Origin of the sequence: Neobacillus vireti, assembly GCF_036962465.1 — a bacterium.
GTDB classification, from domain to species: domain Bacteria; phylum Bacillota; class Bacilli; order Bacillales; family Cytobacillaceae; genus Neobacillus; species Neobacillus vireti_B.
Map to the genome: position 1 here is coordinate 52641 of NZ_JBALNF010000002.1, position 26509 is coordinate 79149.

The 26509-nt window shown below is 38.1% G+C and carries 30 protein-coding genes; 10 read left to right on the top strand and 20 right to left on the bottom strand.

The annotated features are described in order from the left end of the window. Nucleotides 1–28: 28 nt before the first annotated feature. The 4 genes from V7077_RS00790 to V7077_RS00805 are packed head-to-tail and all read right to left on the bottom strand — an operon-like array spanning nucleotide 29 to nucleotide 4611. Nucleotides 29–928 (bottom strand): 4Fe-4S binding protein, encoded by a 900-nt coding sequence (locus V7077_RS00790; RefSeq protein WP_335497919.1) that lies wholly within the window; start codon nucleotides 926–928, stop codon nucleotides 29–31. A gap of 23 nt (nucleotides 929–951) precedes the next feature. Beyond that, on the bottom strand, nucleotides 952–1539 hold the full coding sequence (locus V7077_RS00795; RefSeq protein WP_335497920.1) for a DMSO/selenate family reductase complex B subunit: 588 nt from the start codon (nucleotides 1537–1539) through the stop codon (nucleotides 952–954). An 11-nt stretch (nucleotides 1540–1550) separates the two neighbouring features. Continuing rightward, nucleotides 1551–3947 carry a DMSO/selenate family reductase complex A subunit gene (locus V7077_RS00800; RefSeq protein WP_335497922.1) on the bottom strand — a complete coding sequence of 799 codons (2397 nt, stop codon included), beginning with the start codon at nucleotides 3945–3947 and terminating at the stop codon, nucleotides 1551–1553. After that, the gene (locus V7077_RS00805; RefSeq protein WP_335497925.1) at nucleotides 3940–4611 is read right to left on the bottom strand and encodes a TorD/DmsD family molecular chaperone; all 672 of its coding nucleotides are present in this window, start codon (nucleotides 4609–4611) and stop codon (nucleotides 3940–3942) included. The genes V7077_RS00800 and V7077_RS00805 overlap by 8 nt, the downstream gene beginning before the upstream one ends. Nucleotides 4612–4821: 210 nt before the next feature. On the opposite strand from V7077_RS00805, the gene V7077_RS00810 reads away from it, so the two are divergent. Beyond that, nucleotides 4822–5118: a DUF6509 family protein gene (locus V7077_RS00810; protein ID WP_335497926.1), complete on the top strand. Its 297-nt coding sequence runs from the start codon at nucleotides 4822–4824 to the stop codon at nucleotides 5116–5118. Between the two features lie 35 nt (nucleotides 5119–5153). Here V7077_RS00810 and V7077_RS00815 read toward each other — a convergent pair whose 3' ends face one another. Further along, nucleotides 5154–5357, bottom strand: a complete 204-nt coding sequence (locus V7077_RS00815; protein WP_235740070.1) for a cold-shock protein — start codon at nucleotides 5355–5357, stop codon at nucleotides 5154–5156. A 456-nt stretch (nucleotides 5358–5813) separates the two neighbouring features. After that, nucleotides 5814–6704 (bottom strand): Ku protein, encoded by an 891-nt coding sequence (locus V7077_RS00820; RefSeq protein ID WP_335497927.1) that lies wholly within the window; start codon nucleotides 6702–6704, stop codon nucleotides 5814–5816. Between the two features lie 128 nt (nucleotides 6705–6832). Here V7077_RS00820 and V7077_RS00825 point away from each other — a divergent pair, with 128 nt between their 5' ends. Continuing rightward, the gene (locus V7077_RS00825; RefSeq protein ID WP_335498093.1) at nucleotides 6833–8674 is read left to right on the top strand and encodes a DNA ligase D; all 1842 of its coding nucleotides are present in this window, start codon (nucleotides 6833–6835) and stop codon (nucleotides 8672–8674) included. Nucleotides 8675–8693: 19 nt separating this feature from the next. On the opposite strand, the gene dapF is transcribed toward V7077_RS00825, so the two are convergent. The 4 genes from dapF to V7077_RS00845 all read right to left on the bottom strand — a co-directional run bounded on the left by dapF (nucleotide 8694) and on the right by V7077_RS00845 (nucleotide 12164). After that, the gene (gene dapF / locus V7077_RS00830) at nucleotides 8694–9671 is read right to left on the bottom strand and encodes a diaminopimelate epimerase (protein ID WP_335497928.1); all 978 of its coding nucleotides are present in this window, start codon (nucleotides 9669–9671) and stop codon (nucleotides 8694–8696) included. Nucleotides 9672–9742: 71 nt separating this feature from the next. After that, complete coding sequence (locus tag V7077_RS00835) at nucleotides 9743–10528, bottom strand: hypothetical protein (RefSeq protein ID WP_335497930.1); 786 nt, start codon at nucleotides 10526–10528, stop codon at nucleotides 9743–9745. Between the two features lie 105 nt (nucleotides 10529–10633). Beyond that, nucleotides 10634–11488: a patatin-like phospholipase family protein gene (locus tag V7077_RS00840; protein ID WP_335497931.1), complete on the bottom strand. Its 855-nt coding sequence runs from the start codon at nucleotides 11486–11488 to the stop codon at nucleotides 10634–10636. A gap of 352 nt (nucleotides 11489–11840) precedes the next feature. Further along, on the bottom strand, nucleotides 11841–12164 hold the full coding sequence (locus V7077_RS00845; RefSeq protein WP_335497932.1) for a DUF4870 domain-containing protein: 324 nt from the start codon (nucleotides 12162–12164) through the stop codon (nucleotides 11841–11843). Nucleotides 12165–12342: 178 nt separating this feature from the next. Between V7077_RS00845 and V7077_RS00850 the strand changes: the two genes are divergently transcribed. Then, nucleotides 12343–13470: an amidohydrolase gene (locus V7077_RS00850; RefSeq protein WP_335497934.1), complete on the top strand. Its 1128-nt coding sequence runs from the start codon at nucleotides 12343–12345 to the stop codon at nucleotides 13468–13470. Between the two features lie 303 nt (nucleotides 13471–13773). Beyond that, nucleotides 13774–14331, top strand: coding sequence for a GNAT family N-acetyltransferase (locus V7077_RS00855; RefSeq protein WP_335497936.1), 558 nt, complete (start codon nucleotides 13774–13776; stop codon nucleotides 14329–14331). A 43-nt stretch (nucleotides 14332–14374) separates the two neighbouring features. Here the strand turns inward: V7077_RS00855 and V7077_RS00860 are convergent, their stop codons facing one another. After that, nucleotides 14375–14530, bottom strand: coding sequence for a hypothetical protein (locus tag V7077_RS00860; RefSeq protein ID WP_335497938.1), 156 nt, complete (start codon nucleotides 14528–14530; stop codon nucleotides 14375–14377). A 107-nt stretch (nucleotides 14531–14637) separates the two neighbouring features. Beyond that, a complete protein-coding gene (locus tag V7077_RS00865; RefSeq protein WP_335497940.1) occupies nucleotides 14638–15411 on the bottom strand; it encodes an SDR family oxidoreductase in 774 nt (257 codons plus the stop codon). A 169-nt stretch (nucleotides 15412–15580) separates the two neighbouring features. Between V7077_RS00865 and V7077_RS00870 the strand changes: the two genes are divergently transcribed. From V7077_RS00870 to V7077_RS00885, 4 genes are all read left to right on the top strand, one after another. After that, a complete protein-coding gene (locus tag V7077_RS00870) occupies nucleotides 15581–15823 on the top strand; it encodes a spore germination protein (RefSeq protein WP_335497941.1) in 243 nt (80 codons plus the stop codon). 13 nt (nucleotides 15824–15836) lie between these two features. Further along, a complete protein-coding gene (locus V7077_RS00875; protein WP_335497943.1) occupies nucleotides 15837–16079 on the top strand; it encodes a spore germination protein in 243 nt (80 codons plus the stop codon). Between the two features lie 22 nt (nucleotides 16080–16101). After that, a complete protein-coding gene (locus V7077_RS00880) occupies nucleotides 16102–16575 on the top strand; it encodes an Hsp20/alpha crystallin family protein (protein ID WP_335497944.1) in 474 nt (157 codons plus the stop codon). 104 nt (nucleotides 16576–16679) lie between these two features. Beyond that, nucleotides 16680–17060: a hypothetical protein gene (locus V7077_RS00885; protein ID WP_335497945.1), complete on the top strand. Its 381-nt coding sequence runs from the start codon at nucleotides 16680–16682 to the stop codon at nucleotides 17058–17060. Between the two features lie 77 nt (nucleotides 17061–17137). On the opposite strand, the gene V7077_RS00890 is transcribed toward V7077_RS00885, so the two are convergent. Beyond that, nucleotides 17138–17599, bottom strand: coding sequence for a FixH family protein (locus tag V7077_RS00890; protein WP_335497946.1), 462 nt, complete (start codon nucleotides 17597–17599; stop codon nucleotides 17138–17140). A gap of 121 nt (nucleotides 17600–17720) precedes the next feature. Between V7077_RS00890 and V7077_RS00895 the strand changes: the two genes are divergently transcribed. Beyond that, nucleotides 17721–17963, top strand: coding sequence for a DNA alkylation repair protein (locus tag V7077_RS00895; RefSeq protein ID WP_335497947.1), 243 nt, complete (start codon nucleotides 17721–17723; stop codon nucleotides 17961–17963). A 45-nt stretch (nucleotides 17964–18008) separates the two neighbouring features. Here the strand turns inward: V7077_RS00895 and V7077_RS00900 are convergent, their stop codons facing one another. The 5 genes from V7077_RS00900 to deoD form a co-directional block, all read right to left on the bottom strand. Beyond that, nucleotides 18009–18830, bottom strand: a complete 822-nt coding sequence (locus V7077_RS00900) for a hypothetical protein (RefSeq protein ID WP_420489596.1) — start codon at nucleotides 18828–18830, stop codon at nucleotides 18009–18011. 85 nt (nucleotides 18831–18915) lie between these two features. Further along, on the bottom strand, nucleotides 18916–19836 hold the full coding sequence (locus tag V7077_RS00905; protein WP_335497948.1) for a CobW family GTP-binding protein: 921 nt from the start codon (nucleotides 19834–19836) through the stop codon (nucleotides 18916–18918). A gap of 60 nt (nucleotides 19837–19896) precedes the next feature. Continuing rightward, nucleotides 19897–21408, bottom strand: coding sequence for a S41 family peptidase (locus tag V7077_RS00910; protein ID WP_335497949.1), 1512 nt, complete (start codon nucleotides 21406–21408; stop codon nucleotides 19897–19899). Between the two features lie 231 nt (nucleotides 21409–21639). Further along, on the bottom strand, nucleotides 21640–24036 hold the full coding sequence (locus V7077_RS00915; protein ID WP_335497950.1) for a heavy metal translocating P-type ATPase: 2397 nt from the start codon (nucleotides 24034–24036) through the stop codon (nucleotides 21640–21642). A 216-nt stretch (nucleotides 24037–24252) separates the two neighbouring features. Further along, nucleotides 24253–24957 carry a purine-nucleoside phosphorylase gene (gene deoD / locus V7077_RS00920; RefSeq protein ID WP_335497952.1) on the bottom strand — a complete coding sequence of 235 codons (705 nt, stop codon included), beginning with the start codon at nucleotides 24955–24957 and terminating at the stop codon, nucleotides 24253–24255. Nucleotides 24958–25096: 139 nt separating this feature from the next. Between deoD and V7077_RS00925 the strand changes: the two genes are divergently transcribed. Beyond that, complete coding sequence (locus V7077_RS00925) at nucleotides 25097–25222, top strand: hypothetical protein (protein WP_335497953.1); 126 nt, start codon at nucleotides 25097–25099, stop codon at nucleotides 25220–25222. 56 nt (nucleotides 25223–25278) lie between these two features. Here the strand turns inward: V7077_RS00925 and V7077_RS00930 are convergent, their stop codons facing one another. Further along, nucleotides 25279–25587 carry a YodL domain-containing protein gene (locus V7077_RS00930; protein ID WP_335497954.1) on the bottom strand — a complete coding sequence of 103 codons (309 nt, stop codon included), beginning with the start codon at nucleotides 25585–25587 and terminating at the stop codon, nucleotides 25279–25281. Nucleotides 25588–25737: 150 nt separating this feature from the next. Then, nucleotides 25738–26508: a sporulation protein gene (locus tag V7077_RS00935; protein WP_335497955.1), complete on the bottom strand. Its 771-nt coding sequence runs from the start codon at nucleotides 26506–26508 to the stop codon at nucleotides 25738–25740. Between the last annotated feature and the right edge of the window lies 1 nt (nucleotide 26509).

The window sequence follows — 26509 nt, forward strand, 5'->3', positions numbered from 1 at the left end:
TTAAAGGGAACCTCTTTTTTATAGAATATTAAGGACTTAACCATTCTGGATCTCGATCGTGACAAATAGGGCAGTTGTCTGCTTTTAGTTGGAATGTGTAGAATAATTTCCCGCAATTTGTACATTCATGCATCATAAGCGGGTAGTTTTTGTGTTGTTTTTTTGTAATTTTTTGTTTAATTTCTAAGGCACCTTCCGGGCAGATATCCATACAATCACAACAGTTTACACACTTTTCATTATCAACCCGTATTAAATGATCCTCTAAAGTAAATACCTTTTGAGTACAGAAGGAAAAGCACTGTTGACAAAGTGTACATTGGTGAAGATTGATTTCCACCTGATAGAATTGATAGTCACAATAATAACGAGTTATTTTCCATTCGTTTGCTTCTAACTTCCAAGCCGCAGGTGCCAAAGATTTTGCTAACTGTCTGCTCTCTGCTTGTAAAGAAGATAAAAAGGCTCTCCTAGACAATCCCTCATCTTTACGTATCTCCCTTATTTGGATGGGGCTTTCTTCCAGCATCTGCAGGATTTTATTGGCCTCATTAATAACCTCCATCCAATTTCGGTTAAGAGGGATGCTATCTGCCTTAATTTTGTTTACCCCTCTCTGTTTGTAGATAAGCAATTCTTTTATCTTTGGAATATAGGACTCATTATAGAGCAAGGTGTCCTGTTCATATTCCCTTGATGCAACAACACCTTCTATAGCGGAAAGCGGACAGGCAATCATACACTCTCCGCATGAATTACATTTCTCTGTATCTATCCTAATTGAAGTATGAGTCATGGCTAGCGCCCCAAATTGACAGGCATCAATACAAGCCGTACAAGTGGAGAGAAGGTGTTTCTTCCTAGAACATTTTTTGGTTATTTGGGCATCTACATGCATACTTTCAAGCCAATTAACAAGGAGCGACATATTATCACCTGCTGTTTTTTTTGTTAACTGCCAGACAGCTTTGCATCCTTATGCGGTGTAATGACAAGGTTTGGATGTGTAATGGCGCCACTCGGCATCCCTTTAATTTGATTGACGCTGTCATACTTTTTTCGAAGCTCTTCAATTGGCCCGAATTCAATTGCCCGCATTGGACAAGCAGCCACACACACTGGATCATCGCCTTTTTCTTGTAGATCCATACAAAAATCACATTTATTTGATTTAAACACCTTTTTATTGTATTGAGGAGATCCGTATGGACAGGCCTTAATACATAATTGCGCCCCTTGGCATACATCCTGATCAATGGTTACGACACCGTTTTGTTTATTTTTTACAACCGCACCGGTCGGACAGCTTGGGATACAGGCAGCGTTCTGACAATGATTACATGAAATGGAGAAATAAAATGCTTTTATATTTGGAATAAGTCCACTATTGGACTGTCTTATAAAGGTTCCTTCTTCATATGAGTAAACCCTGCGGAAATTGATGCCAACTTCAAGGTTATTTTTATCTTTACAAGCCACTGTACATGCCTTACAACCGGTGCAGAGGCTTTGATTAATATAAAATCCGAGCTGTTTCAAATTCCTCACTCCTATAGTTTTTTAACTTCAATCAGGTTTGATAACTGCGGATTAGCCTTTGCTAATGCCGTCGGCCTTTGTGATGTCAGAACATTTACGGAGCCTCGTTGATCAAGTCCATTTTTATCAGGAGTATACCATGCACCTTGAGGAATTCCAGCAACTCCAGGAGTAATCCTTGGTGTGACTTTGACATCAATCACAAGTGATCCGCGGTCATTAAATACCTGTACCCGATCCCCATTTTTAATCCCTCGTTTTTCGGCATCCTTTGGATTTAACCACATCTCTTGCTTGGCTGCTTCCTCAAGCCACTCTTGATTATCATAGGTGGAGTGGCAACGCCGCTTATAATGCCAGCTTATCAGTTGAAGTGGATACTTCTTAATAAGCGGGTCTTCAGGTCCTTCCCATGAAGAAATGTACTTAGCAATTGCAGGTATTTCATCATGTTGGTTCATATCCCACAAGGCCTTTGAAAACAGCTCAATCTTTCCGGAAGGAGTTTCGAATGGATTTTTTTCAAAGTCATCGATTTGCTTTTTAAAACCTACTAATGGCTCACTATATGTAAAGTGATATACTCCTTTTTTACGAAATTCCTCAAATGCTGGGAAATTTGGGTCAAGCTCGTGTTTTGTCCTCTTGACGCTTTCCTTTACGAGATCAAGAATGGTCTTTCCTTCTGTAAACCGATCCTTTAGTCCGAGCTTTTCAGCGATATCTGCAAACACATCATATTCATTTCGACATTCATAAAGTGGATCAATGGTCTTATCCCCGAAGACCACATAATCTCCAAAACACCATGGTACACCAATATCGTACCGTTCAAAAAAGGTTGTTCCCGGTAATAATATGTCCGCATATTTTGCACTTGGGGTCATAAAGAGATCGCTGACAACAATAAACTCTACTTTACTTTCATCCTCAATCAGTTTACGTGTTTTATTGATATCGGCATGCTGATTTATCAGCATATTACCTGCCATATTAAAAATCATTTTTATATTGGTATTTAATTTATCCGTTCCTTCTAACCCATCAGCAGCAGTCATTTCTGTCCCTTTTTCTACCGCAGTAGTCCATAGAAAACATGGAATGGAAGCTTTTACTGGGTTTTCGTCAAAAAATGGATAAACAATATTACTGCGGCTCCAATAGCCAGTCCCAGCTGCCCAGCCTCCCAGTTTACCAATATTTCCTGTTAGACAGGCCAATTGTGCACCGCCGCGCATGAATTGCTCTCCAAATGCTTGTCGCTGTGCAGCCCAGCCTTGAATTAGTGCGGCAGGTTTGGTTTGAGCATAAGCACGGGCTATTTCCCGAATTTTATTAGCGGGTACACCACAAATCCTTTCGGCCCATTCAGGAGTTTTAGGGATGCCATCGTTTTTCCCAAGTAAATAGCTTTTTAGTGATTCATCTTTCGAAACACCATCAGGCATGTGATTCTCATCAAATCCAAGACAGTATTTATCAAGGAAACCCTGATCGTGAAGTTTTTCACTAACAATTACATACCCCATGGCATCCATCATCGCAGTATCTGTTGTTGGAAGAATGGGTATCCACTCATCAGCGAAAGCAATGGCGGTATCGGTATACCTAGGGTCAATTACGACTATTCTTGCCCCATTCTTCTTTGCTTGCATTAAATATTCACGATACGGTGTGGAGAAAATCATTTCAGAAGGGTTTTGCCCCCATAAAATAATATATTTAGAATGAAGCAAAGAATCAAAGCTGCTTCCCGAGTTATTTGTTCCGTAAGTATAAGGAGTGGCAACATTACCAGCACCAGAACTGTAGTCATTTCGGGAATTCAAATATCCACCAGTTAAGGCTAAAAGTTTTTTGGCAGCACTCACGCCGCCATGTAATCCCCAACATTGACCAGATGCATAGTTAACATACCTAGATTCAGGGCCATATGTATCTCCAATTCTTTTTACTTGTGCAGCAATAGACTCAATCGCCTCATCCCAAGAAATCCTCTTAAATTTACCTTCGCCTCTTTTACCCACTCGTTTCATAGGGTATTTAAGACGGTCAGGATGATAAAGCATGCTTCGATAGTTTCTTCCTCTTATACACGCCCTTAGAGGAGGATGAGAGAGGTCTCCACCCTCTTGAGTATCTGTACTAACTCGGACTACAACTCCATCTTTTACATGTGCTTTGATGATACAACGTCCTCCGCAGTTAGTAACACTACAAGTTGAAATAATCGTCTCTGAACTTTCTTCTTTAGCACTTACTGGTTTAGTTTCTTTGTTTCGTTCGACAAGCATCTTTGTTCCTATTCCACCGGCAATAACCGGGATACCAATTGCACTTGACCATTTTAAAAAGGTTCGTCTCTCCATTTTATTTTTCAACAAGTTCTTTAAGTGGTCTTCAGACATTTTCTACTGCCTCCTTTATTTCTAATAAAGACGTCAAATCAAAGTTTAAAAAGTCTTCAAGAACCATAGCAGCGCCCAGGTATAGGCGGCTAGTGGTATGATCCATAACCCGTTTACAAAATTCTGGTATCCAAATAGTTAGGTGCTCTTGGAGTAAGTCAATTTGTTTTGAAATCAGTTCCTGAATCTTTTCAATATCTAAAGCTTGCAGACTTAACTCGATTAGAAAAATCATAAACTCAAATTCCAGTAGTAAATGATCTTCCGGCTCATTATTTTCTTGAATCGATTGCAGCCCAAATTGGTGATATAGCTCTCTGACTTGGAGTGTCCATTCTTCAAATAAAAGATGTTCCTTGCTTCGATAATACGACTCCCAAGGCGGAGCCACTAATACACCCGGACCAACAAATAACCGCCAGTATTCTTCTCTTTCAATGTTCACTTTCTCATTTGAAGTTAAATGTTCAAATGCGTCAGCCAGAATTCTCCCACCTTCATGGACCTCTTTTAATTCGTCAAAATTTCTCACAAGCCCCTCATCAAATAAAAAGTTGTCCTTGGCTGGTTCTAAGAATAAAGTATGGAGAATTTGGTAAAAATTTTTTCTGGCTAATAAAAATGGATATAATTGTATATGTATTGAATCTTTCGTTGTTGTCATAGCCTTCTCTCCTCATGTATGAATTGTGACACCAACATCCTTCATTGTAAGCCCTTATAAATTAATCTTACCGTAATCTAGTATAGTTCGGTTAACTTTGTGCAATTATTCACATTAAATTCAAAATCCTTGATATTACAGTAACCAATATCACTTTTTTGGGTTATTCCTGAAAATGTGTATAATAAGAGAGTCAATAAACAGAAAAGGATGATAGAGTTGAACATTACAGGCCATGAAGTGGAAAAATTAGAGGATCCGTTTGGTTTACTATCTGGAGACCGTTACGAGTTTTTTCTAGAGCTCGAAGTCGATGAGGAAGATGAATTGTATTCTGAGAAAGGTGTCGGTTTAAAGTGTATTTTTGTACACGATGAAAGCGGAGATAAAATAACCAGCTATCACTTTTTTGAACGTGTGACCGAAAAGGTACTTGATTTTGAATTTGAGGAAGATGAAGAAGAGCTAGTATTAAATTACTGTAAAAACATTGTAGAAAACGAATAAAGCAGGGAGCAAATGCTCCCTGCTTTATCCGTTTTCTACATGAAATTTTTACTATGGTTATGAATCACTTGCAGTTCTTTCGTTGATTGCCTCATTTCACTCTTACAAATTGGGCAAAGTGGGACTTCACTGCTTTTAAAATTATCACGAACCCAGCACTTACAAGTTTCAGAGGTACATTCCCAAATCTTTGTTTCTTCTAACTTAATTTCTTCTTCATTTTTTCTGCCAAACGCCAAAACGATCACTCCTTATAGGTAGTTATGCCTGTTTTTAGCTTAAAACGAATTCCCATCTATTATTCTAGTAATACTAATACATAAAAAAGTGATGCTTTACACTTTTTGCATCACCATTTTACCTTTGTTGACCATTCTACAAAATAAAAAAGACGTATCCTACACGTTAGGTAAAAGAGCTTTCCCCACTTTCGTGCAGCTACGACCACTTAAATCAGATAATACCGAAACATTAAAACATATTTAAATTTTAACATAATTTTTACTCCCAGTCAATTTTAGAAGCTAATTCAGTATTAAAGAAAGACCAAGTACTATGAACCTGGTCCTTCTCTTTTTATTTAGGCAGTGTTAATCTTGAATGTTGATTTCCGCTCCAGGCGGCTTCGCTCCAATGAACATGCTGAAATCAACAATAACCTTTAACACAGCCTATATTTAAACTGTCAGCTGTCGCTAGGCTTCTTTTTTTACTTTGGAAGGGGCCTTTTTTCTAGGCGCTGCAGCTGCTTTTTTAGGTGTTTTTAACTCAGGTTTTGAAGCCGCCTTTAGAGCAGTTGTTGTTGTTTTATTTGGTTTCGTTCGATCAATGGACGCTTGTAAAGCTGCCATTAGGTCTGTAACATTGGATGCCACTTCTTTAGTTGATGCTGTTACGGTCTCCTGCCCTGTCCGTTTTGACTCAATTAATTCTAATAATGCTGTACGATAGTCATCCGTGTATTTTTCAGGCTCAAACTTGGTCGTTAACTGATCTATAAGTAAGATCGCTGTTTCTAATTCTCTCTCCGTTACTTTATTCTCTGCTGGAACATTAGGAACATCTCCAGCTTTACGGACCTCGTCTGGATAATGAATTGTTTCCATCACCAATGTATTTTCGTATACGCGAATAACCGCGAGCTGTTCCTTAGAACGGATAATTATTTTAGCAAGTCCTACTTTTTTGGACTCTTGTAATGCCTTACGCAGTAAGGAGTATGCCTTACTGCCACCCTCATTCGGGGACATATAGTACGTTCGATCAAAGTAAATAGGGTCAATTTCTTCAATTTTGACGAAGTCAATGATTTCTACAGCTTTTTCTTCATTTTCTTTGCGCAGCTTTTCTAACTCATCCTGATCAAGAACGACAAACTTACCTTTTGTATACTCGTAAGCTTTTACAATATCCTCAGGTTTTACTTCTTCTTCACAGACAGTACAGATTTTTTCATATTTTATAGGAGCATGACATTTATTGTGCAGGGTGCGAAGCTTTATATCCTTGTCTTCCGTTGCGGTATGGAGCTTGATGGGAATGTTTACAAGTCCAAAACTAATGCTGCCTTTCCACATCGTATGCATAGGTAGTTCTCCATTCTTTTTTTGTTTTTATTTTGTGGTAAAGTCACATCTTCATTCCTTAAAAGATTTGGAAAAGGATGAAGTGAAATAAATTGAAGCAAAATAAGCGAAAAGAAGGGACTGTACCGATGAAGCCGATGCTGCCAAGTTTAACCTTTGATCTACCCGTACGGCCAGATTGGCAGTACGAGGTCAAATATGATGGTTTTCGGGCCATGTTAACCTGGAATCAAAAGGGGATTGAACTCATTAGCAGAAATGGAAAGAATTTATTGCCTCAATTTCCAGAAATCAAAAAGTTCCTTTTGCAGTATGAAGCCCTGTTTAAACCCTATTTACCGTTACAATTAGATGGTGAGCTTGTTTATTTGGAAAACACACATAAAGCTAATTTTTCCGCGATTCAGGTTCGGGGACGACTAAAGTCCGAAAAGAAAATTGCAGAGCAAGCAGCTCGTTTCCCCTGCCGTCTAATGGTTTTTGATCTATTGTTGGTAAAAGGGAATGGGATCTATTCAGAACCCTTTTATAAAAGAAAAGATGCGTTAGAAGAATTATTCCAAGCGGCTGGTTTTAAGCTAAAAGCTGATCCGTATAACGATCAATTACTTCAATACGTAAAAGCTCATGATGATTTTAATGAATTATGGGAAAACGTGGTCCTGTATGATGGAGAAGGCATTATTGCTAAATTTAAAAATAGTTTTTGGGAGGAAGGAAAACGCACACTGCAATGGTTAAAATATAAAAATTGGAAATATGTCAGCTGCTTTGTTACCTCATATGAAAAAACAAATGGCTATTTTTATATAAGTGTTTATCAAGACAAAAAAGTATATTCGATCGGCCAAGTTCTATTTGGTTTTAAACCTGAAGAAAAGAATGCCTTAAAGCAAACGATAAAACAGAACATGATTAATGAGGATAATCAATTTATTTATGTTGAACCGGCTATCTGCCTTGAGGTTAAATATTTAGAACTGTATGACAACCAATTGCGTGAACCTCATTTTGACCGTTTTCGATTTGATTTACAACCAGCTGACTGTACCTATGACCGCTTTATGTTCGCTCAAAAGAATCTGCCACAAGATTTGGAAATAACCCATCCTGATAAACCCTTATGGGAAAAGTTCAACATTCAGAAGGCCGATTATATTCTTTACTTGCGGGAAGTTTCACCATTTATGCTGCCCTTTTTAAAGGACCGGCTCTTAACGGTTATTCGTTATCCACATGGAATGTTTGGAGAGGCTTTTTATCAAAAGAATTGTCCTGATTATGCACCAGAATATGTGCAGACAAAAGAGGCAGAAGGCATTCAATACATTTTGTGTAATAACCTTAAAACCCTTGTATGGCTGGGGAACCAACTGGCAATTGAGTTCCATATCCCTTTTCAAACCACAAATAGCATTGGACCAAGCGAAATCGTTTTTGATCTGGACCCGCCCTCAAAAGATGCCTTTCAATTAGCGGTCAAAGCCGCATTATTGATAAAAGAAGTACTTGACCAATTAAATTTGATTGGTTTTATAAAGACCTCAGGCAATAAAGGTTTGCAAATTTACCTTCCTTTGCCGGAAAATGTCTATACCTATGACGATACACGATTATTCACCAGTTTTATTGCGGAATATTTGATCTCTAAAGATGCCGATTCCTTCACGATTGAACGGATGAAAAAGAATCGGAATAACAGGTTGTATGTTGATTATGTACAGCATTCTGAAGGTAAAACAATTGTCTGCCCCTACTCGATGAGGGGAAACGAACATGCCGGTGTCGCCACCCCTCTTTACTGGGAGGAAGTGAATGACAAACTTGAATTATTCCCCTTTAATATGGAAAATGCGCTAAAGCGAATCCGCAGTCAAGGCGACCCTTTTATGGACTATTTTCAAACAAAGCAACTGCAGCCCTTTGCTCCGGTCCTTGAGTTTTTAAAAAACAGCAGCAAAAAAGGATAAGGTGGTATACCTTATCCTTTTAAAGGAATTGCTCTATTTTTTCCTGAGCAGCCGCTTGGAGCTTCTCATAGGTCACTTGTTCTGCAAAGTTTGTTTTTGATGAAATGGAAAAAGTTTTTTCATTAAGTGATAACTGAATGGAACCACTATAAAGATAGGTAGCATTTCCAATTAGATCAATGGTATAGGTGTCCTCCATTTTATGAACGATACATTGGACTTTACCACCATTATTATATACGTTGATGACCTTTTCATAGTCATTTAAATCAGTTAAGCAAGTAACCAATGAAGATGCTGACATGGCTGTACCACATGCATTTGTAAATCCTACTCCGCGTTCAAAGGTGCGGACGTAAATAGAGCCTCTTTCGAGCGCCTTTACAAAGCTGACATTTACCCCATCCGGGAATAAATCATTGGGACCATTCACTTTTTCACTAAGTTGTTTTTGGAGATCATTTTTTAGCTGCTCGGTTTCTACCATCGCGATCAAATGCGGGTTGGGTACCGCCAGAGCGGTAAACCTTAACTCATCTGAAAGCTCTTTAATTCTTTCGTTAAAAAGAGTAGGTTTATTTAGGTTTAATGGGAGTGCCTTTAGTTCAAACAGGACCGGTGAGATCTCAACCTGGTAGGTGTGAACTTGAGGAAATATGTCCTCTTGTTTTCTAACCTTTAGATTTGCTTTCATTGTTTCAATAACTGCCTGCTTAATTCCTTTCAGTTCACAGATATATCTGGCTACAAGACGAAGGCCATTTCCACACATGGATGCTTCAGAACCATCTGCATTAAAAACTCGCATTCTTCCATCCGCTTGCTCACTTTTCATGATAAACAAAATTCCATCGGCTCCGAGCTCCGAGTCTCGGTTACACAAAATCTTAGCAAGGTTCGCTCGATCTTCTTCGGTAAACGCATAGTTATTTGAGACTTCATCGATGAGGAGAAAATCATTTCCTGATCCATGACCTTTAATTATATCAATTTGCACAATTTTTACCCCCATAATTATAGCTTAAATCCATCATATCAAACATTATTATGGAAGGAAACTGTCTTGTATTATCGCTCAATAAAGTATTCATTAATTAAGAACGACATTCTAAGCAGCCTGTCCTCTTGCGAAGAATCTTCTGTAAGCGACAGTACCGGTGTATTCGGCTCTGGAAATAAAGGACTCCATTCAATCGGCATCCACCCTCTTCGCAGCCGCCCCACATTCTTAAGACCACGATCATAAACGAGTTCATCCATAAAGAATGAGGATCCTTCTACCCCGCCTATGAACCTTCCGTTACGGTCAAACAGCTCCTTTTTTGCTTTCCGAAACCCGATATTCCTTCTTTCAAATCTTCCTAAATATATCCGATTTCTATCAAATACATTAATCTTGACCACTTTCCTGCCTTTTAGCTTAAAATATCCCAGTACTTGGTCTTCTATATTATATAAAGCATAAGTTCTCGACGGCTTTAACCTCTCAATACCAGTTCCTCGAAACTTTTTTATGTGCCCAGCCAAATGACCATTGGGAAAATAAATGAACAATCTAGAGGACTGTGAGTTCCTGTAAAGTATTAAAAGATGACGGGCATTAAATATAGAAGTGGAAATATCCCTAGAAGCGCCCATATTGCGTTTAATCGTAATAGATTGTTTCATTCTAAATAGGTAGATTTGAAAACTAATCAGGCTATAAATCATAAACGGAAGCACAAATAGCATGATTTCCCTTTGCTTTAAAACAGAAAGATTACCAATTATGATAATTGTTGTCGGAACCAGAGCGGCAATACTACCATTTAAGTTCATATTAGCTGTATCCCGGTAATATTCATTTATTTTCATCCAGATAACCCCTTATCAATTCCTCTACTAAGAGTTTATTTAATAGGCTGAAAAAAAATGATAGGAGTTTTGAAAAAGTAAAAGGAGAGCCTGCTAGACTCTCCACTAACCTTCTAAATAAGAATTAATTTTATTCATTGATGCCTTTGCATCCCGGTAGCCTTGGCGATATAAATCTTCTAACCTTTGTGGTTTTCTTTCCATACGTCCCACTTTTAATGGCTCAGATGGCCGAATAATCAGCACATTACCAGCTGCTTCTTCTTTTTCTAAATAATCCAGGGTATCATTATAAACTTGATACCTTGTCCGTAATGATTGCCGTAACCCCTTGTAATTCGGGTACTTCCTGTCCACCAGGAAGTGAAACTTTGAAGGTTTCTTTGAATAACCCTTATTTCTAGTTAATATGACAATATTTTTTTTAAAGCCATCACTTTGCGCTTTTTTGATAGGAATAGGATCACTAATCCCGCCGTCTAGGAGAATTTTATCTTGGTATCGAATTTCAGGAGCGATAAATGGAAGCGAGCTTGATGCCCTTAATACGGTTAGTAAATCTTGTTCATAATCCTGCTTTTTAAAGTACACTGGCATCCCAGTTAAGCAATCAGTTGCGCCTACCACAAACTCGACTGGGCTGTTATAAAAGACATCATAATGGTAAGGTACATGTTGATTAGGGATTTCATCAAAAATAAAATCCATTCCAAAAAACTGCCTGTTTTTGAAATAATTTCTCCACGAAATATATCTTGGATCACTAGCATATTCAACTGTTACCGTCTTATTTCTGCCTTTTTGTTTTGATAAATATGACGCTGCATTACAGGCTCCTGCAGAAACCCCTATAACGTAAGGAAAAAATAATTCCTGTTCTAAAAAATATTCGAGGATCCCAGCAGTATAAACCCCACGCATCCCGCCGCCTTCTAAAACTAATCCTGTTTGGTTTAACAAATTGCCTCACCCCTTAAAAAAAATAAGGCTGTGATAAAGGTTATAGTTGATTATTAGCATGTTGATTGGAGCGGAAGGCGGCGGAGACTCCTGCGGGAGTACGGGGCCGAAGAGACCCCGCAGGCGCAGATGCGCCGAGGAGGCCCCCTGCATGCCCGCGGAAAGCGCAGCCGCCTGGAACGGAAATCAACAGTAAGATTAACACAGCCAAAAATTAAAAATACATCTCTTATTATAGAACATGGGCTACTGTATGCAAACAAATAGACTTTTACTAATTCCAGACAACACTTATGTGATAATAAGCCAAAAACCCGACAAATCTTTGCCGGGTTCTCTTTCCTGACTATTATTATTTTATTAATCTAAATATCCATGGGAATCGATATTCTTTTCCTTCATAAGCTTTAACTGCAGCGATAATGCTAAAAATAAGCGCTGCAATCCCTAACGCCCATAATAGAAAAATACCAATAAGTACAATGGTCAAGATACCTGCCACAATGGAATAAACAAAATAAGAAATAAAAAAGTTAAAATATTCTTTCCCATGAACATCGATAAAAGTGGACTCTTCTTTTTTTAATAACCAAATAATCAGTGGTGCTATTATAGGAAAAAACAAGCTCAGGACATACAAACCTGCCGCTAATAACCTTTCTTCACTCTTTACCATTTCATTTCCCCCATTAAATAATTTTTCTTTACGCTAATATTTACGCTTTGACACTATAAAGGTTTCGTGATTTTAAAATAAATCAACAAAATAAATTATCACTAGCTGACTTTCCCTGTGACACATATGTTGCTAAAATAGATAAAATACTATTAACAACATATAGAAAGGTATTACTATGGATAAAATACTTTTGAAAAATGCGACTATTTATCCGGTTACCTCTAAACCGGCAAAGTATACTGATCTCCTTATCGAAAATGGTAGGATTAAAAAAATCGGCAGGAATTTAAAGTCAGATTTAACAGTAAAAATAATCGACTGTTCGGGCGCTTATTTATTTCCTGGTTTTATTGATGTTCATACACACTTAGGTTTATATGATGAAGGGACTGGCTGGGCCGGTAATGATGCCAATGAAACAGTTGAAGCCCTCACACCGCATATCCGAGCGATAGATGGCGTATATCCATTAGATCAGGCTTTTAGCGATGCGATTAAAAGCGGAATTACAACCGTTCATGTGATGCCCGGCAGTGCAAACGTTATTGGTGGTACTACTTCCGTTATTAAAACAACTGGGAAAAACATTAAGAAAATGATAGTCAAGGATATCGCAGGCTTAAAAATTGCCCTAGGAGAAAATCCAAAGCGGATCCACAGCCATGGTAATAGTGATTCCATTACTCGAATGGGGATTATGGGAATGCTTAGGGAGGCTTTCTACAAAGCTATCCATACAGATAATCCTGAGGATCTTCGAATTGCACCGCTTGTAAGGGCTTTAAAAAGGGAAATACCTGTTAGAATCCATGCACACCGTGCCGATGATATTATTACTGCCCTGCGTTTTGCGGAAGAATTCCAGCTTGATTTGCGTATTGAACATTGTACAGAAGGACATTTGATAGCAAATGAATTAGCCGGACATGATCTAAAGGTTTCTGTAGGACCTACACTAACCAGAAGATCTAAAGTTGAATTAAAAAATAAAACGTGGAAAACGTATGAGATCTTGACTAATCACGGTCTGGAGGTATCCATTACAACAGACCACCCTTATACACCCATCCAATACTTAAATATTTGCGCGAGCCTTGCCGTCCGTGAAGGGTTACCAGAACAAAAAGCTATTGAAGGAATTACCATTCTCCCGGCAAGAAACCTAAAAATTGACGATCAAGTCGGCAGTATTGAAGAAGGTAAGGATGCAGATTTAGTTCTCTGGACCCATCATCCATTCCATTATTTAGCCAAGCCAAAATGGACGATGATTGGCGGTGAAATCGTTTATTCAGAAGGCTAAAAAAGTGTAGAAAATTGGTAAAAAATATTAGCGAAAAACCGCAAAAAACCTATTTCCTTTTTTCGATTTTTCTTGTATTATACTCTAAGTAAAATGATTTTGGACCTGTTTGATATGGGGGTTTATAAACATAATCTGGTAACAAAAAAATGATATAGGGAAGGCAAATGGTGCGCCACCAGTTTACTGGTTCTAGTGGGTTCGATTCCCACCCCGAAATTTTTTACGCAATTCTATAAAAAATTTCGAGGGTGGACCGCTTCTTTACACATGGGATCGGAATGCCCTAATGGAGGGATTTTCATGTTGAAAAAACGTGATCTTCATGACAGTCACACACTGTACGAATTAATGACGCATCCAGATGTCTTCCCTTTTGTACGTCAGAAAGCTGACTCATATGAAGAGTTTTTATTTATGACGAAACAAACAATCGAGGCAGAAGAACGGGGTGAATTAATTTCACGAACCATTCTTGATGAATGGGGCAACCCAATCGGTACCATCAATTTGTTTGACATCCAGGATAACGCTGGCTTCTTAGGGACTTGGCTGGGCAAACCCTATCATGGGAAAGGATATAATAGCCCTGCTAAAGAAGCATTTTTCAACGAACTCTTTTATGAAGCCGGGATTGACACTATTTTTATGCGAATTAGAAAAGTGAACATTCGCTCGATTAAAGCTGCTGAAAAACTGCCTTATGTTGTAAAAGCAAACGAAACTCGAGCATCTCTTTACGAACAATTAAATGCAAATGAAGTTGTTTATGACTTATATGAAATACCAAAAGACCTGTATACCTTCCATCTGTTACGTATAGGAACAGATGAAGCAGATTCTAAGTTATTAGAAGCCTAAAAAAGCAATCGGCTAGCCGATTGCTTTTCATTTTTTATAAAAATCATGATTCAAATGCATTTTGATCATAATTCAATTCACTAATCCCCATATGGAGCAAAAATTCGTCTAATTCCTCATTTGTTAACGTTTCAAAGCGGCCATCATGAAAAAAAACCTGGGTTTGATTTGGATTAATTCGGTTCATGTTAAAACTCATTCTATTCTTTGCTCCTTTCATAGATGAATAAATTCTATTATCTACAAAAGCTGCCAAATCCATTCACAAAATCAAATTGTTCAAAAGTTTTAGAACTTATTTACTCTTTACGTTCTTAATGCCTTTCCGAGGACATCAAACCCGCCGGTTACTGGTATAATGCTTCCAGTAATAAAATCTGATTTCTCATCAATTAGAAATTGGATAACACGAGCAATATCTTCACCCGTTCCCGGTCTTCCTACCGATTGCCGTTCACTGCTTAATAAGAGGGAATCTTTAATGTTTTTTTCCTTCCATTCATTTGTGATATCTCCAGGGCAAATCATATTTGCGGTTATTCCATGCTCCCTTTCTTCCATTGCCATGGTTTTAGTTAAGGATGCTAAACCAGTCTTAGCCGCAGCAAAGGCGGATCGAAAAATCCAGCCTGGTGCAGTTTCAACCCGATCGAACCCTAACGTAATAATTCTCCCCCAGTTTTGTTTCCTCATTAAAGGTATTATCAATTTTGACAAATAAAATACGGCTGTTAAATTACCTTGGATTAAATAATCCCATTCCTCGAAAGAGTAATCTGTCAGTTTTTTTCGTTCATGTATGTATGGACCAGCATTATGAACTAAGACATCTATACCCGAATAAGCTAGAATAGTCTCATTCACAATTCGTATACAGTCCTCTTTGTTGGCAACATCGCCTTGGATGGCAATATTTTTCGTCCCGTAATGATCACTTAATTGCTTTGCTAAGAAAACAGCGTCTGATTCACTTTTTCGATAGTTGATCACAAGTTGATACCCATTTTCCGCAAGCAGTTCTGCCGTTTTTTTGCCGATACCAGAAGCTCCGCCTGTAATCAATGCCGTTTTCTTGTTCACAATCATTACCTCTCTATAAAAAGATTCTCTCTTTATATATATGTTAAAAAGAAATGTTTATATATGCAAATTTTATCTCCTGTCCCGTTTTATGGGTTAGGAAGTTTTAATAACGGATGGGCGAGTAGTTGCATATGATACGGATAACAACAATAAAGGATGTGACAGGATGCAGACTGTAATTAATATCTTCAGCCTGAAAATCAACAGTGTTTCTAACAACGGGTCTGTCAACATCGGCGAAGCCCTTCATAATGCACATACAGCTAATTCTAAATCCCAAGGTCAAAATTCATCCTATGGAGATTTTGCACCGCCAACTGCGGCCATGGAGAATGTTTTTATTGATCCAGATCTGAATGATATGGGTGATATCGCAAATCCAGCGAATGTCTATAGTAATTCGAGATAAAGGACTGAAAAAAATGCCTTTTCAGATAAACATTTTTAATATCAAGACGAATTCCATAGCGAACAATGCAAATATTTCATTAGGGCCCTCTGTCCAGAATAGCCATACCGCCAACCAAAAATGGGTAGGATCCAATTTTGCCTTAGGGGATTTATCTCCTTCGAGTTCTTTTTCTTTAAATGGCTTTGGTGACACAGATATTAGTGACCAAGACCAAATTGCAAACCCTTCCGCACCAATTGCAAATCAATTTTAGTTTTTAGAGAGGTTGAACGAGAATGTTTCCTTGGAATATGTTTCCTTTTACAAAAGATATGAAAGATTCATTACAAAAAATGAAACCAGATGAAATTAACAATTACGTTCAGGAACTTATTGGAAAAATAATGCCCAACAATATGGGCGACATGATGAATCATCAAGATTTATTTCGCAACTTCCAAACTTCTGATACAAAACAAAGGTCAGCCAATGTATTAAATTCCACCGCCTTTGAAACACATGATTATGTTTTTGTAAGAATACCCATTCGTAACGAAGAATGGTTGAACCAGCTTCGTATCTACCATACTTCCAATCAGCTTATTGTTGAGCATATTCCTGACCGAGAAGATTCTAATACGATTACTCTTCCGGCTATTGTTAAAAAGAAAGGCGGCACAGCAAATTATAAAGACGGGGTTCTAGAAATAAAAATTCCTAAAAATATTGATATGCAATACTCACAAATCGACGTGACAGAAATTCTGTAACGTTGATTTTTTTTGCATGTTTCCGGTAATTACAAATAAGATTAATTAAAGGAAGCTATCCCGTTTCGGTTTGAGAATAAACCAATTCTGAATAGAGGGTTTTTATGCAATTCTTCTTTCGCTTGTTCACTTCAAATAAAACTTTTACGAAGAAAATATCGGAATTGGAAAACAAGCTTTCATCACTAGAATCAAAAATTAATGATGTCAACAACGAGGTAAAATCCATAAGTATCCCTACAGCAAAAAAAGAAAATGACAATCCTCCAATGGTTCAAATTAACCATTTGCAGGTTGATCAAATCGTGATTGAACACTTAGATTATGCTAATAATTTTGGCCAAGTAGGTATAAAGGAGTTATCAGGAAGGCTGAACATTGGTTCAACATATGAAGGAGATATTTCTGAAAAAGTAAATGAAATTGTAAAACAGAAATTAGGAAAGGAAGCAACAGTAAATATCAAGGCAAAAAAAGAAGAATAACACACACAAACTTAAACTTCTTTTTACTAGTAAAGACAGCCAAATGGCTGTCTTATCCTTTGTATAATCAATAATGATTAATTATTTTTATGGTCATCCATGTTCATGCCGTCCATTGAGTGATCAGCTGCCGCATCTTCCTTCTCACTCGGTGACCCAACTGTAAACTCCTTCTTAGGCATATTATGCATATCCCTTGCAGTTACATGTGAGACAATATAATAAGTCCCCTCTTTTTGGAACGATTTTTCTAACCGATAGACCCCATCTTCTGAGTGTTTAACAGCAATCTTCTCATGATTTGTATCTTTAGACCGCCAGACCTCAAAGGTCACTTCCGCATCATTGATTTTTTCCTTTCCTTGCGTAACTTTTGCCTCAAATGTAATAGGTTTGTTCGGTTCTCCTGGATTAGGATTCACGGACAAATTTACATCTACCATTTTTGGCATATCACCTGTGTGATTCTCTTGCTTGCTGCAGGAAACGACTAAACCTAAAAACAAGGTGACAATTAACATCAGGACTAGCTTTTTCACAGTATTTCTCCCCTAACATAGTTCGTTCTTTATGGATTTTGGACCTTCATTAGCATTGTTACATATTTACCAATATTTTTGCAAAAAATAATGTTTAACAATAGTATGAAAGGAGAAACTTATGTCAACTCCCTACAAATGCCCTAATTGTAAAACCAACCGAAGTCGTTTTAACATTATTCAACAGGTCTCTCAATCAGTTAAGCTCGATCCTCAATCAGGAGATGTTATTCACGAATATAGTAAGAATGAGCTTGAGCCATTTCATCTTCCTTATAACGGACCTGAATATCGTGTTCAATGCGGTGCCTGCGGCTTAATTGAAGATGAATTGACCTTCATCAAGTTTGGAGAACAGCGTTGAAAATTTTAAAAACACCTTTAGCAGACCTAAAGGTGTTTTTGTTTATTAGAAGTCATTTTCTTTTAGAAATGACTTAGAATCCACTTTCCATGCATCTCCTGGAGAAAAACGAATTAAGTGAATCTCTCCTTGAAAAGTTTGCCTGCCTATGCCTTTAAGGTGCCAATCGATCACAGCAGGCACGTCTAAACTTATTTCTTCAGTAAGGTCTTCAGGTGGCAGCTGCTCTAGTCTAATTATCCGAACATTTTCAACTTTGTCGAGAATTGGGATCCATTTTACTATTTGCAATGAAGTTTTTGAGACAATGGCAGAATCCTGCTGTTTAAAGCCTGCAACATAAGCGTTAATAACCTGATAGGGATCAGCTTTTGCCAGGTATTGATTTAAATGGCCTGCTGCCTTATAGATCATAAGCATATGAGACAAGTCCATTGAATTGGTGCGATGGGTTGTACTACCGTAGAAGTGAATACAAAAATGGCCTGGAAAGTTATTTTTTAATGCCCCCGCTCCATGAGGCATTCCATGCATAGATGCGGCAATTCTCTGCTTATTATGAATGACATAAATAGCCCGGCGCTTCCAGCTCCATTTTCCCCCATAAATTTTTTTCATAATATTTGTATCCTTTTCGGTTAGCGGCTGGACATCGGCATGCTGACTTCCGGCACGTCTTTGTACCTTAAACCTTTTTCCTGTTTCCAAATCTTGAACAATAAACTTTGAGTATTTGGGTAATAACTGATTCACTTTTTTCCAGTCCGGCATTTCTATGTTGTCTTTTTTCTCGTTTGCGGCTTCTACCCCATATCCATTTAGGAGGATTTGTATAACAACTAAAAATAAACATACTGTCTTCTTCACTGATGCTCCTCCTTTAATGGTTTTAGCTACATTAAAAGAGTTACCTGAAGTGGAATGAATCATTCATTCATCACCCATTTTTAGTCTAGTTAATCTTCTCTGGCTCATTTTCAAGTACAGCAAGTTGCTCTTTAATGATTCCCCAATCAACGTTTTCCCCGATAAACACCAAGTTCAACCGCATATTCATATATTCCTTCATGTAAATTGGCATCCCATATGCATATTGGAAAAGAAATGGCTGTTTCGAATAGTGAAACTTTATATATCCTTTAATCCTGTAAATGGTATCTGGTAAATTTTTTAAAAACTCTTCAAAGCCAGTATCGCTAATTGGTTTATGAAATTGATAAACGAACGTCGATAAGTTTAAGTGGATATGGCTAGATTCCTTTTGAGAAGTAACAGACAATTCTCTAAGCTTTTCAATTGGAACTTTCGAGTAGTGGGTTAGTATACACTGCGCATTTGAGTTTAACCCATGCATTTCAAATATTAATTGAGCCTGCTCATCTTCTTTTAGTTCATCTATTTTGTTTATTAGAATAAAGTCTGCATTCCTAACCTGTTCAAGGATCAATTGCTGCAGCTGGGGGCTTAACGCTTTCCTATCCTTCCACCTCGTACCATCAACGGTTGTAATAATTCCTTTTATCCATAATTGATCGGCAAACAAGGGGGAAAGGATGGAATCTAATACCTCAACTGGATGGGCCGCACCCGTTGTCTCAATATAGATTACCTCCGGCTGCTCCTTCATTAATAGTCCTTGAAGCTGTGCTTCAAGTTCGTCCTGTATGGAACAGCAAACACAGCCTCCTAATAACTCTTTTAACAAAACATCTTCTTCTACTGCATCTGAGTCTATTGAAACTTGACCAAGTTCATTCATTAAGACAGCCACTTTTCTCCCACGGCTGCGCTCGTCCTCTAACAATCGTTTTAATAATGTTGTCTTACCACTTCCTAAAAATCCTGACAATATGTATACTTCTGCCTTATTCATACTTGTTTCCCTTCTATAATAAAGTTTAACCCGACTCCAATTGGAATCGGGTTACCATTTTTATTTCATACGGCCTTTTAATACCTCAACTGCTTTTTGTAATTGAGTATCGCTGTTTTTTAACTTCTCACGCAATGCATCCATCAGCTTTAAGGTAGAATCACCCTTTAACACACCGCTAGCTGGAAGCTTCTGAGCTGTCTGAAATTTGATAACAGCTTGTTTTGTCTTCTCGTCAAAGAATCCATCTACCCTGCCTGGATCATATCCAATCGCCTTTAACATCTTCTGTGCCGTTTGTACCTCTGTCGAAGAAGAGGACAACGCCAGTTCCTTATCTGGATCAATAATCGGTAATGACGCATATTCAGGCAGCCCCACTTCTACATCGGGAACAATACCCTTTTTATGAATCCAATTGCCATTTGGTGTTAACCACTTTGCAATCGTGTACTTTAAATTGGAGCCGTCTTTAAAATCAGCTGCTGTTTGAACGGTACCTTTTCCAAAGGACTTTTCACCAACCAATGGAACACCTGCGGATTCTTTTACAGCTGCAGCAAATATTTCAGATGCACTAGCACTTCCTTTATCAATTAAAACAACGAGCGGCAAATCAGGATTGCCTTCATTTTGGGAAGCAATTTCCTTAATTTTACCGTTACGATCTTGTTCTTTAACAATAATTTTCCCTTTAGGAACAAACATGCTAGTTATACTTACGGCTTGATCCAATAATCCCCCGGGATTTTGGCGTAAGTCTAGAACCAGCCCTTTCATCCCTTTTTTCTGTAGATCGTTTAAAGTAGTGACTAATTCTTTAGATGTGTTGCTAGAAAAACTAGTTATTTGAACCTTGGCGATCGAAGCATCAACCATTTCCCCATACACTGTTTCGATCGGAATCGTATCACGCACAATCGGCACATTCATTGGTGCACCCAAACCTGGCCTTTGAATCGAAAGTGTCACCTTTGTTCCTTTTTTTCCTCTTATCAGTGTTACAGCCTCTGTCGAATTCATGCCCTGAAGGCTCTTTCCGTTTACCGAAATGACCATATCATTGGGTTTTAAACCTGCTTTTTCGGCAGGGGATCCTTTAATAGGAGAAACAATGATAATATGGCCATCCTTTTCCTGTATTTCTGCCCCAATCCCCTCAAATGAAGAGGAGATGCTGCTATGAAAACTTTTTGCTTCTTCATTGCTCATATAGTCAGAATAAGGATCATCAAGTGATTTGACCATGCCGTCAATTGCACCATTAATCAACTTCTTCTGATTAACATTCTTGTAATAACCATTCGTTATGGTATCAAACGCCTCATAAAATTTATTAAATTCAGTTCTCTCCGGCGCAACCGTTACTACTTTATCTTTTCCAAACGCTAGAGCGAAGGTTGTAATCCCAGCCGACAGGAAAACAAGGAAAAATAGCAGCATAATAAAATGAAACTTTTTCAAGCGTATATAACCTGATTTATTTTCGGTCACTTGCTCTTGTTCTACTTTTTGTTCTTCAGCCTTCAGTTGATCTCCATTATTTTCTTCCAAAGCCTTCACCACTTTCATTCACCATAAAAATATAAAATGTAAACCAGCAATAAAACGGGGTAATCTTACCTTTTTTAGAAGCCTATTTTAAAATAGTAAACCCTTAGTGATTAGAATAACATCTTTTATATAAAATTAACAAAGAAAAGTTAATGAATATAAATTTTTCGAAGAAAAACGGCATTACCTGGTGGTAATGCCGTTCATTTTAGGCTAAATCACAGCCTTGGTCCTCCACTGCTTTTCACATTATATTTTAACCCTCTTCAAGCGAAGCGAGTTGGTTACAACAGATACCGAGCTGAAGGCCATTGCTGCACCTGCAACCCATGGAGCAAGTAATCCGATTGCTGCAATCGGAATACCTCCAGAATTGTAAATAAGTGCCCAAAACAGATTTTGCCGGATATTTTGCATCGTTTTTTTACTTAAAGAAATGGCATTGGAGACCAAAGTTAGTTCTCCGCCAAGAATGGTAATATCAGCTGCTTCAATGGCGACATCTGTTCCGGTACCAATCGCAATCCCTATATTGGCCACTGCGAGAGCAGGGGCATCATTAATCCCATCACCTACCATTGCTACCTTTAACCCTTTAGACTGTAAATCCTTTACATGGATGGCTTTTTCTTCAGGCAGGACCTCGGCAATAACGTTTTGGATTCCAACTTGATTGGCAATTGCCTTAGCTGTCCGATCATTATCACCGGTAAGCATATATACGTTGATGCCTAAATCCGTTAATTGCTGAACGGCCTGAGCGGCGGTTTCTTTTACTGTATCCGCAACCGCCACCATTCCCATGATCGTATCATTAATGGCAATAAACATTGCCGTTTTTCCTTCTGATTCAAAACGCAGTAAGTCTTCTTCCGAATTTTGGTAATAAATGCTTTTTAAATTCATAAGTTTCCGCGTTCCCACATAAACCTCATCATCGCCAATTTTCGCCTCAATTCCATACCCTGGTATCGCATTAAAACGCTTTACAGGCAAGGTGCTTGAACGTTTTTCCCTTCCATACTTTACAATTGCCTCCGCTAGGGGATGTTCAGAAGACTTTTCCGCAGAAACAAGATACTGAAGGACCTTTTTCTCATCTTGGTAGGCAATAAAATCGGTAACCACAGGTTCTCCCTTTGTAATGGTACCTGTTTTATCAAATACCACTGCATTGATTTTGTGGGCGGTCTCAAGATGTTCCCCACCCTTAAAAAGAATTCCCATTTCCGCAGCTTTTTCCGTTCCTACCATGATGGAGGTTGGGGTTGCAAGACCAAGAGAACACGGACAAGCAATAACGAGAACCGCAATCGCAGTTTCTAGCGCAGAAGGAAAATCATTTGGTCTAATAAGTAAATACCAAATAATGAACGTTAAAACGGATATGGCTACTACTACAGGGACAAAATAGCCTGATATCGTATCTGCAAGCCGTTGAATTGGCGCTTTACTGCCTTGTGCTTCCTCGACAATTCTAATAATCCCAGCAAGAGCAGTATCCTTTCCTACCTTTGTTGCCAGCATGGTAAGTGTCCCATTTTTATTTATGGTCGACCCAATGAGTATGTCACCAACCGTTTTCTCTACAGGGATAGATTCACCCGTAATCATCGACTCATCAATTGAAGATTGCCCTTGGATTACTTGCCCATCAACGGGAATTTTCTCTCCAGGCTTTACGATTAATTGATCGCCTGCTTTTACCTCATCTATTGGAATCTGAGTTTCTTTCCCATCTTTTATCACCGTTGCTTCCTTGGCCTGAAGGTTTAACAGTTTTGAAATAGCAACAGTTGTCCTTCCTTTTGCGATTGTTTCAAATAACTTACCAAGTAGAATTAACGTAATAAGAACTGCGCTCGTTTCAAAATAGAGATGTGGCATATAGAAAGGGTTTCGAATCGTCTTTATCCCTTCTCCCAAACTATAGAAATAAGCCGCAGAGGTACCCAAGGAAACAAGGACATCCATATTTGCACTTTTGTTTTTAAGCGCTTTAAAGGCAGCAATATAAAAGGGACCACCAATATAGAACTGAATCGGTGTGGCTAAAAGAAATTGAAACCAAGGATTCATTAATAAATGCGGCATTGGCAGGCCCAAATCGATTGGGATATGGCCCAGCATTGTATACAAAAGCGGAATAGATAATATTACAGAAAGGAGGAACTTTTGTTTCTTTTGTTTGATTTCCTCTTCTTTATGCTGTTGTTTTGATTCCCTTTTCCCTTTCTCCTTCGCTTCATAACCAAGTTTATTAATTCTATCTTTAATGCCCTCTATCGTAACTTCCCCCGGGTTATATTCAACACGTGCTGATTCAGCTGCTAAATTTACGGTCGCTAGTTTAATGCCGTCCATTTTGTTTAGCACTTTCTCAATCCTTGTTGAGCATGCTGCACAAGTCATCCCATAGATATTAAATTCGGATTTCTCAAACCGAACGCCATAGCCCAGATTTTCAATTTTGACGATAATATCATGACTCGTTACCTTGTTTTTCTCATATGAAATGACGGCTCTTTCCAACGGTAAATTAACATTGGCTTCAACGCCATCCATTTTATTTAGCACTTTTTCAATTCGGGTGGAACATGCTGCACAGGTCATACCCGTAATATCTATTTTGAGCTGCTCTTTCACTTCTTTCACCTCTTTTATACAATACCCCAGCACCCTATTTAACACAACATGTGTATGAATTTTGTCACTTATTTGCCTTTTTTCCTTATCATATTTTAAATTTCGATGATATTTTCACAATCTATTCATTTGTATATTAAATTCTCCATTTTATTATGGAGTTCCTTTATAGACAAGAAAAAACCTCTTCCATTTTGGAAGAGGCGTAAACCTTTATTATTCCTTGATTGCAGCTTCTAATGCCACTTCAATCATATCATTAAAGGTTAATTGTCTTTCTTCTGCTGTTGTTTCTTCTCCTGTTAAGATATGGTCACTAACAGTAAGAACAGAAAGCGCCCTGCGATTAAACTTTGCAGCTAACGTATATAGAGCCGTTGTCTCCATCTCAATCGCAAGAATTTGATATTTAGCCCATTTTTCAAGGTCAGCATTATCATTATAAAATGAATCAGCTGTGAAAATATTTCCTACTTTTAGATTAAGTCCTTTTGCAAGTCCTGCATCATAAGCCTTTCTAAGCAAGTCGAAATTTGCTGTAGGAGCAAAATCAACATGTCCAAAAGTGAGACGATTGATATTAGAGTCGGTTGAACTAGTCATCGCTAAAATGACATCCCGAACTTTTACGTCCTTTTGGATCGCACCACAAGTGCCGACCCGAATTAAATTTTGAACATTGTAGCTTTGCATTAATTCGTTGACATAAATCGAAATAGAAGGAACACCCATTCCTGTTCCTTGCACAGAAATTCTTTTCCCTTTATAGGTACCAGTAAAACCAAACATATTCCGAACTTCATTGTAACATTTTGCATCTTCTAAAAATGTTTCCGCTATATATTTTGCCCGAAGAGGATCGCCAGGAAGTAAAACTGTTTCTGCAATTTCATTCTCTTTTGCCCCAATATGTACACTCATAAATAAACCTCCTAAAAAAGTAAGTACAGTAATAAGTTTGTACCATAGACACTATATCATAAACGTATTTTATTGAAAACGAGGACATGATTTTTTAAAAATGTGGGAAGCTATTTTTAAGGTCAAAGGAGGGGTAATGATGGGAAAAAAACACCGAGCACGTATACGTGGGAAAAAGAAGAACAATCACATCCCACCTGAAGCCATTGTGGCAGAGCATGATGCACATGCTAAAGAATTCAGTGCTGCAGAACGTAAAAACTAATCGACCAACTTCCAAAAAAATTAAAAACCTAAGGTCACTCCTTAGGTTTTATGTATTTATCTAATATTAATTCGGTTTACTGGTACCCATCCTCCAGGTTTTAATTGATAGTAAAATTGGCCGCTGCGGCCTTCATCGATTAAAATAATATCGCCTGTCGCCATAAACCTTCCTTTATAATTATTTGGAATTCTGTCAGTCACATTAAAACGGCTAAAGGCTTCATCTAAACATTGCTTGCGGCAGTTAGCGGTAATGATTGTCCGATGAACCTCTTTATAACCTCTATGTTCACGATACTTTGGAGTTTGAAAGATCGTCACATCGTAAAGAATACTTGTCTTTTTCGTCAACATTTTGATCATCTTATTCCTCCAATTATTTGATTATCTTACTTAAAATAATTGGCGATAAGGGATGGTTTATCCTCCCTTGAAAATCAACTATTTTTGTCGATTTTCATTTATCTTTCAAAAAAAAACAATAGAGTCCCAAGACTCTATTGTGCATCTTCATTATGAATACCTTTGGATGGCGTTTTGAATTTTCTGCTGTAATGATGGTATATCTCCGTTCGTTACCGTTAATCTTACATTGGTCTCATCTGTTCCCAATGCCTCAGAGAACAATCCTGATAATCCTCGAGCACGCCGATCAACTTGGAACATAATGTCAAGAGTACCATTACCAGCGGGGAAGAAAACTACTTCTAATTCATCCAATCTTCCACGAAACCGGCCAGAAGTAGGAATAAACTCAAATTCCTGAACAAAGGGTAATCGCCCGCGGAGTCGGCGTGGTGCTTCCTCACAATCAGCTTCACGGATACTGAATCCCATCTGTTCAACTGAGTGGAAAACAGCCGACATTAACGGATTTGGTATCACTTTTATATAGTCCTTATCACTTGGGTCAACAGCACCTTTAATATCAAGCCCAGTGGTTACCCATACTTTTGACCGGCCAATCGAAAGCGGCGTATCATACGGAAGCTGAAAAGAGAAAGGAATATCCTTTTTCTCTTTGGCTCGTATCGTGAAAGGTGTTGTTAAGCGAAAACGGTCTATGGTTGCTGTTACTGAGTATTTACGGTCATCCGACTCTCTTAAGTAAGTGGTATTCAAGGCAAGATAAATCTCATCAATCTGTTGATCAATCTTCCCTCCTTTAATAACGACCACACCCTGAACTGTTTCTCCCGGCATGTACGTATCCTTTTCAAGCTTCGTGTCCACCTCAGCAGCTCCAATGCCTACACTAGCAAATACTTTGTTAAAAAATGACATC

Bases quoted from the DNA above. Each gene is read 5' to 3' on its own strand.
- V7077_RS00790 (WP_335497919.1), bottom strand. From the start codon at position 928: ATGTCGCTCCTTGTTAATTGGCTTGAAAGTATGCATGTAGATGCCCAA.
- V7077_RS00800 (WP_335497922.1), bottom strand. From the start codon at position 3,947: ATGTCTGAAGACCACTTAAAGAACTTGTTGAAAAATAAAATGGAGAGA.
- V7077_RS00805 (WP_335497925.1), bottom strand. From the start codon at position 4,611: ATGACAACAACGAAAGATTCAATACATATACAATTATATCCATTTTTA.
- V7077_RS00810 (WP_335497926.1), top strand. From the start codon at position 4,822: ATGATAGAGTTGAACATTACAGGCCATGAAGTGGAAAAATTAGAGGAT.
- V7077_RS00820 (WP_335497927.1), bottom strand. From the start codon at position 6,704: ATGCATACGATGTGGAAAGGCAGCATTAGTTTTGGACTTGTAAACATT.
- V7077_RS00825 (WP_335498093.1), top strand. From the start codon at position 6,833: ATGAAGCCGATGCTGCCAAGTTTAACCTTTGATCTACCCGTACGGCCA.
- V7077_RS00835 (WP_335497930.1), bottom strand. From the start codon at position 10,528: ATGAAAATAAATGAATATTACCGGGATACAGCTAATATGAACTTAAAT.
- V7077_RS00845 (WP_335497932.1), bottom strand. From the start codon at position 12,164: ATGGTAAAGAGTGAAGAAAGGTTATTAGCGGCAGGTTTGTATGTCCTG.
- V7077_RS00850 (WP_335497934.1), top strand. From the start codon at position 12,343: ATGGATAAAATACTTTTGAAAAATGCGACTATTTATCCGGTTACCTCT.
- V7077_RS00855 (WP_335497936.1), top strand. From the start codon at position 13,774: ATGTTGAAAAAACGTGATCTTCATGACAGTCACACACTGTACGAATTA.
- V7077_RS00860 (WP_335497938.1), bottom strand. From the start codon at position 14,530: ATGAGTTTTAACATGAACCGAATTAATCCAAATCAAACCCAGGTTTTT.
- V7077_RS00870 (WP_335497941.1), top strand. From the start codon at position 15,581: ATGCAGACTGTAATTAATATCTTCAGCCTGAAAATCAACAGTGTTTCT.
- V7077_RS00875 (WP_335497943.1), top strand. From the start codon at position 15,837: ATGCCTTTTCAGATAAACATTTTTAATATCAAGACGAATTCCATAGCG.
- V7077_RS00880 (WP_335497944.1), top strand. From the start codon at position 16,102: ATGTTTCCTTGGAATATGTTTCCTTTTACAAAAGATATGAAAGATTCA.
- V7077_RS00885 (WP_335497945.1), top strand. From the start codon at position 16,680: ATGCAATTCTTCTTTCGCTTGTTCACTTCAAATAAAACTTTTACGAAG.
- V7077_RS00895 (WP_335497947.1), top strand. From the start codon at position 17,721: ATGTCAACTCCCTACAAATGCCCTAATTGTAAAACCAACCGAAGTCGT.
- V7077_RS00905 (WP_335497948.1), bottom strand. From the start codon at position 19,836: ATGAATAAGGCAGAAGTATACATATTGTCAGGATTTTTAGGAAGTGGT.
- V7077_RS00910 (WP_335497949.1), bottom strand. From the start codon at position 21,408: ATGAAAGTGGTGAAGGCTTTGGAAGAAAATAATGGAGATCAACTGAAG.
- deoD (WP_335497952.1), bottom strand. From the start codon at position 24,957: ATGAGTGTACATATTGGGGCAAAAGAGAATGAAATTGCAGAAACAGTT.
- V7077_RS00925 (WP_335497953.1), top strand. From the start codon at position 25,097: ATGGGAAAAAAACACCGAGCACGTATACGTGGGAAAAAGAAGAACAAT.
- V7077_RS00930 (WP_335497954.1), bottom strand. From the start codon at position 25,587: ATGATCAAAATGTTGACGAAAAAGACAAGTATTCTTTACGATGTGACG.
- V7077_RS00935 (WP_335497955.1), bottom strand. From the start codon at position 26,508: ATGTCATTTTTTAACAAAGTATTTGCTAGTGTAGGCATTGGAGCTGCT.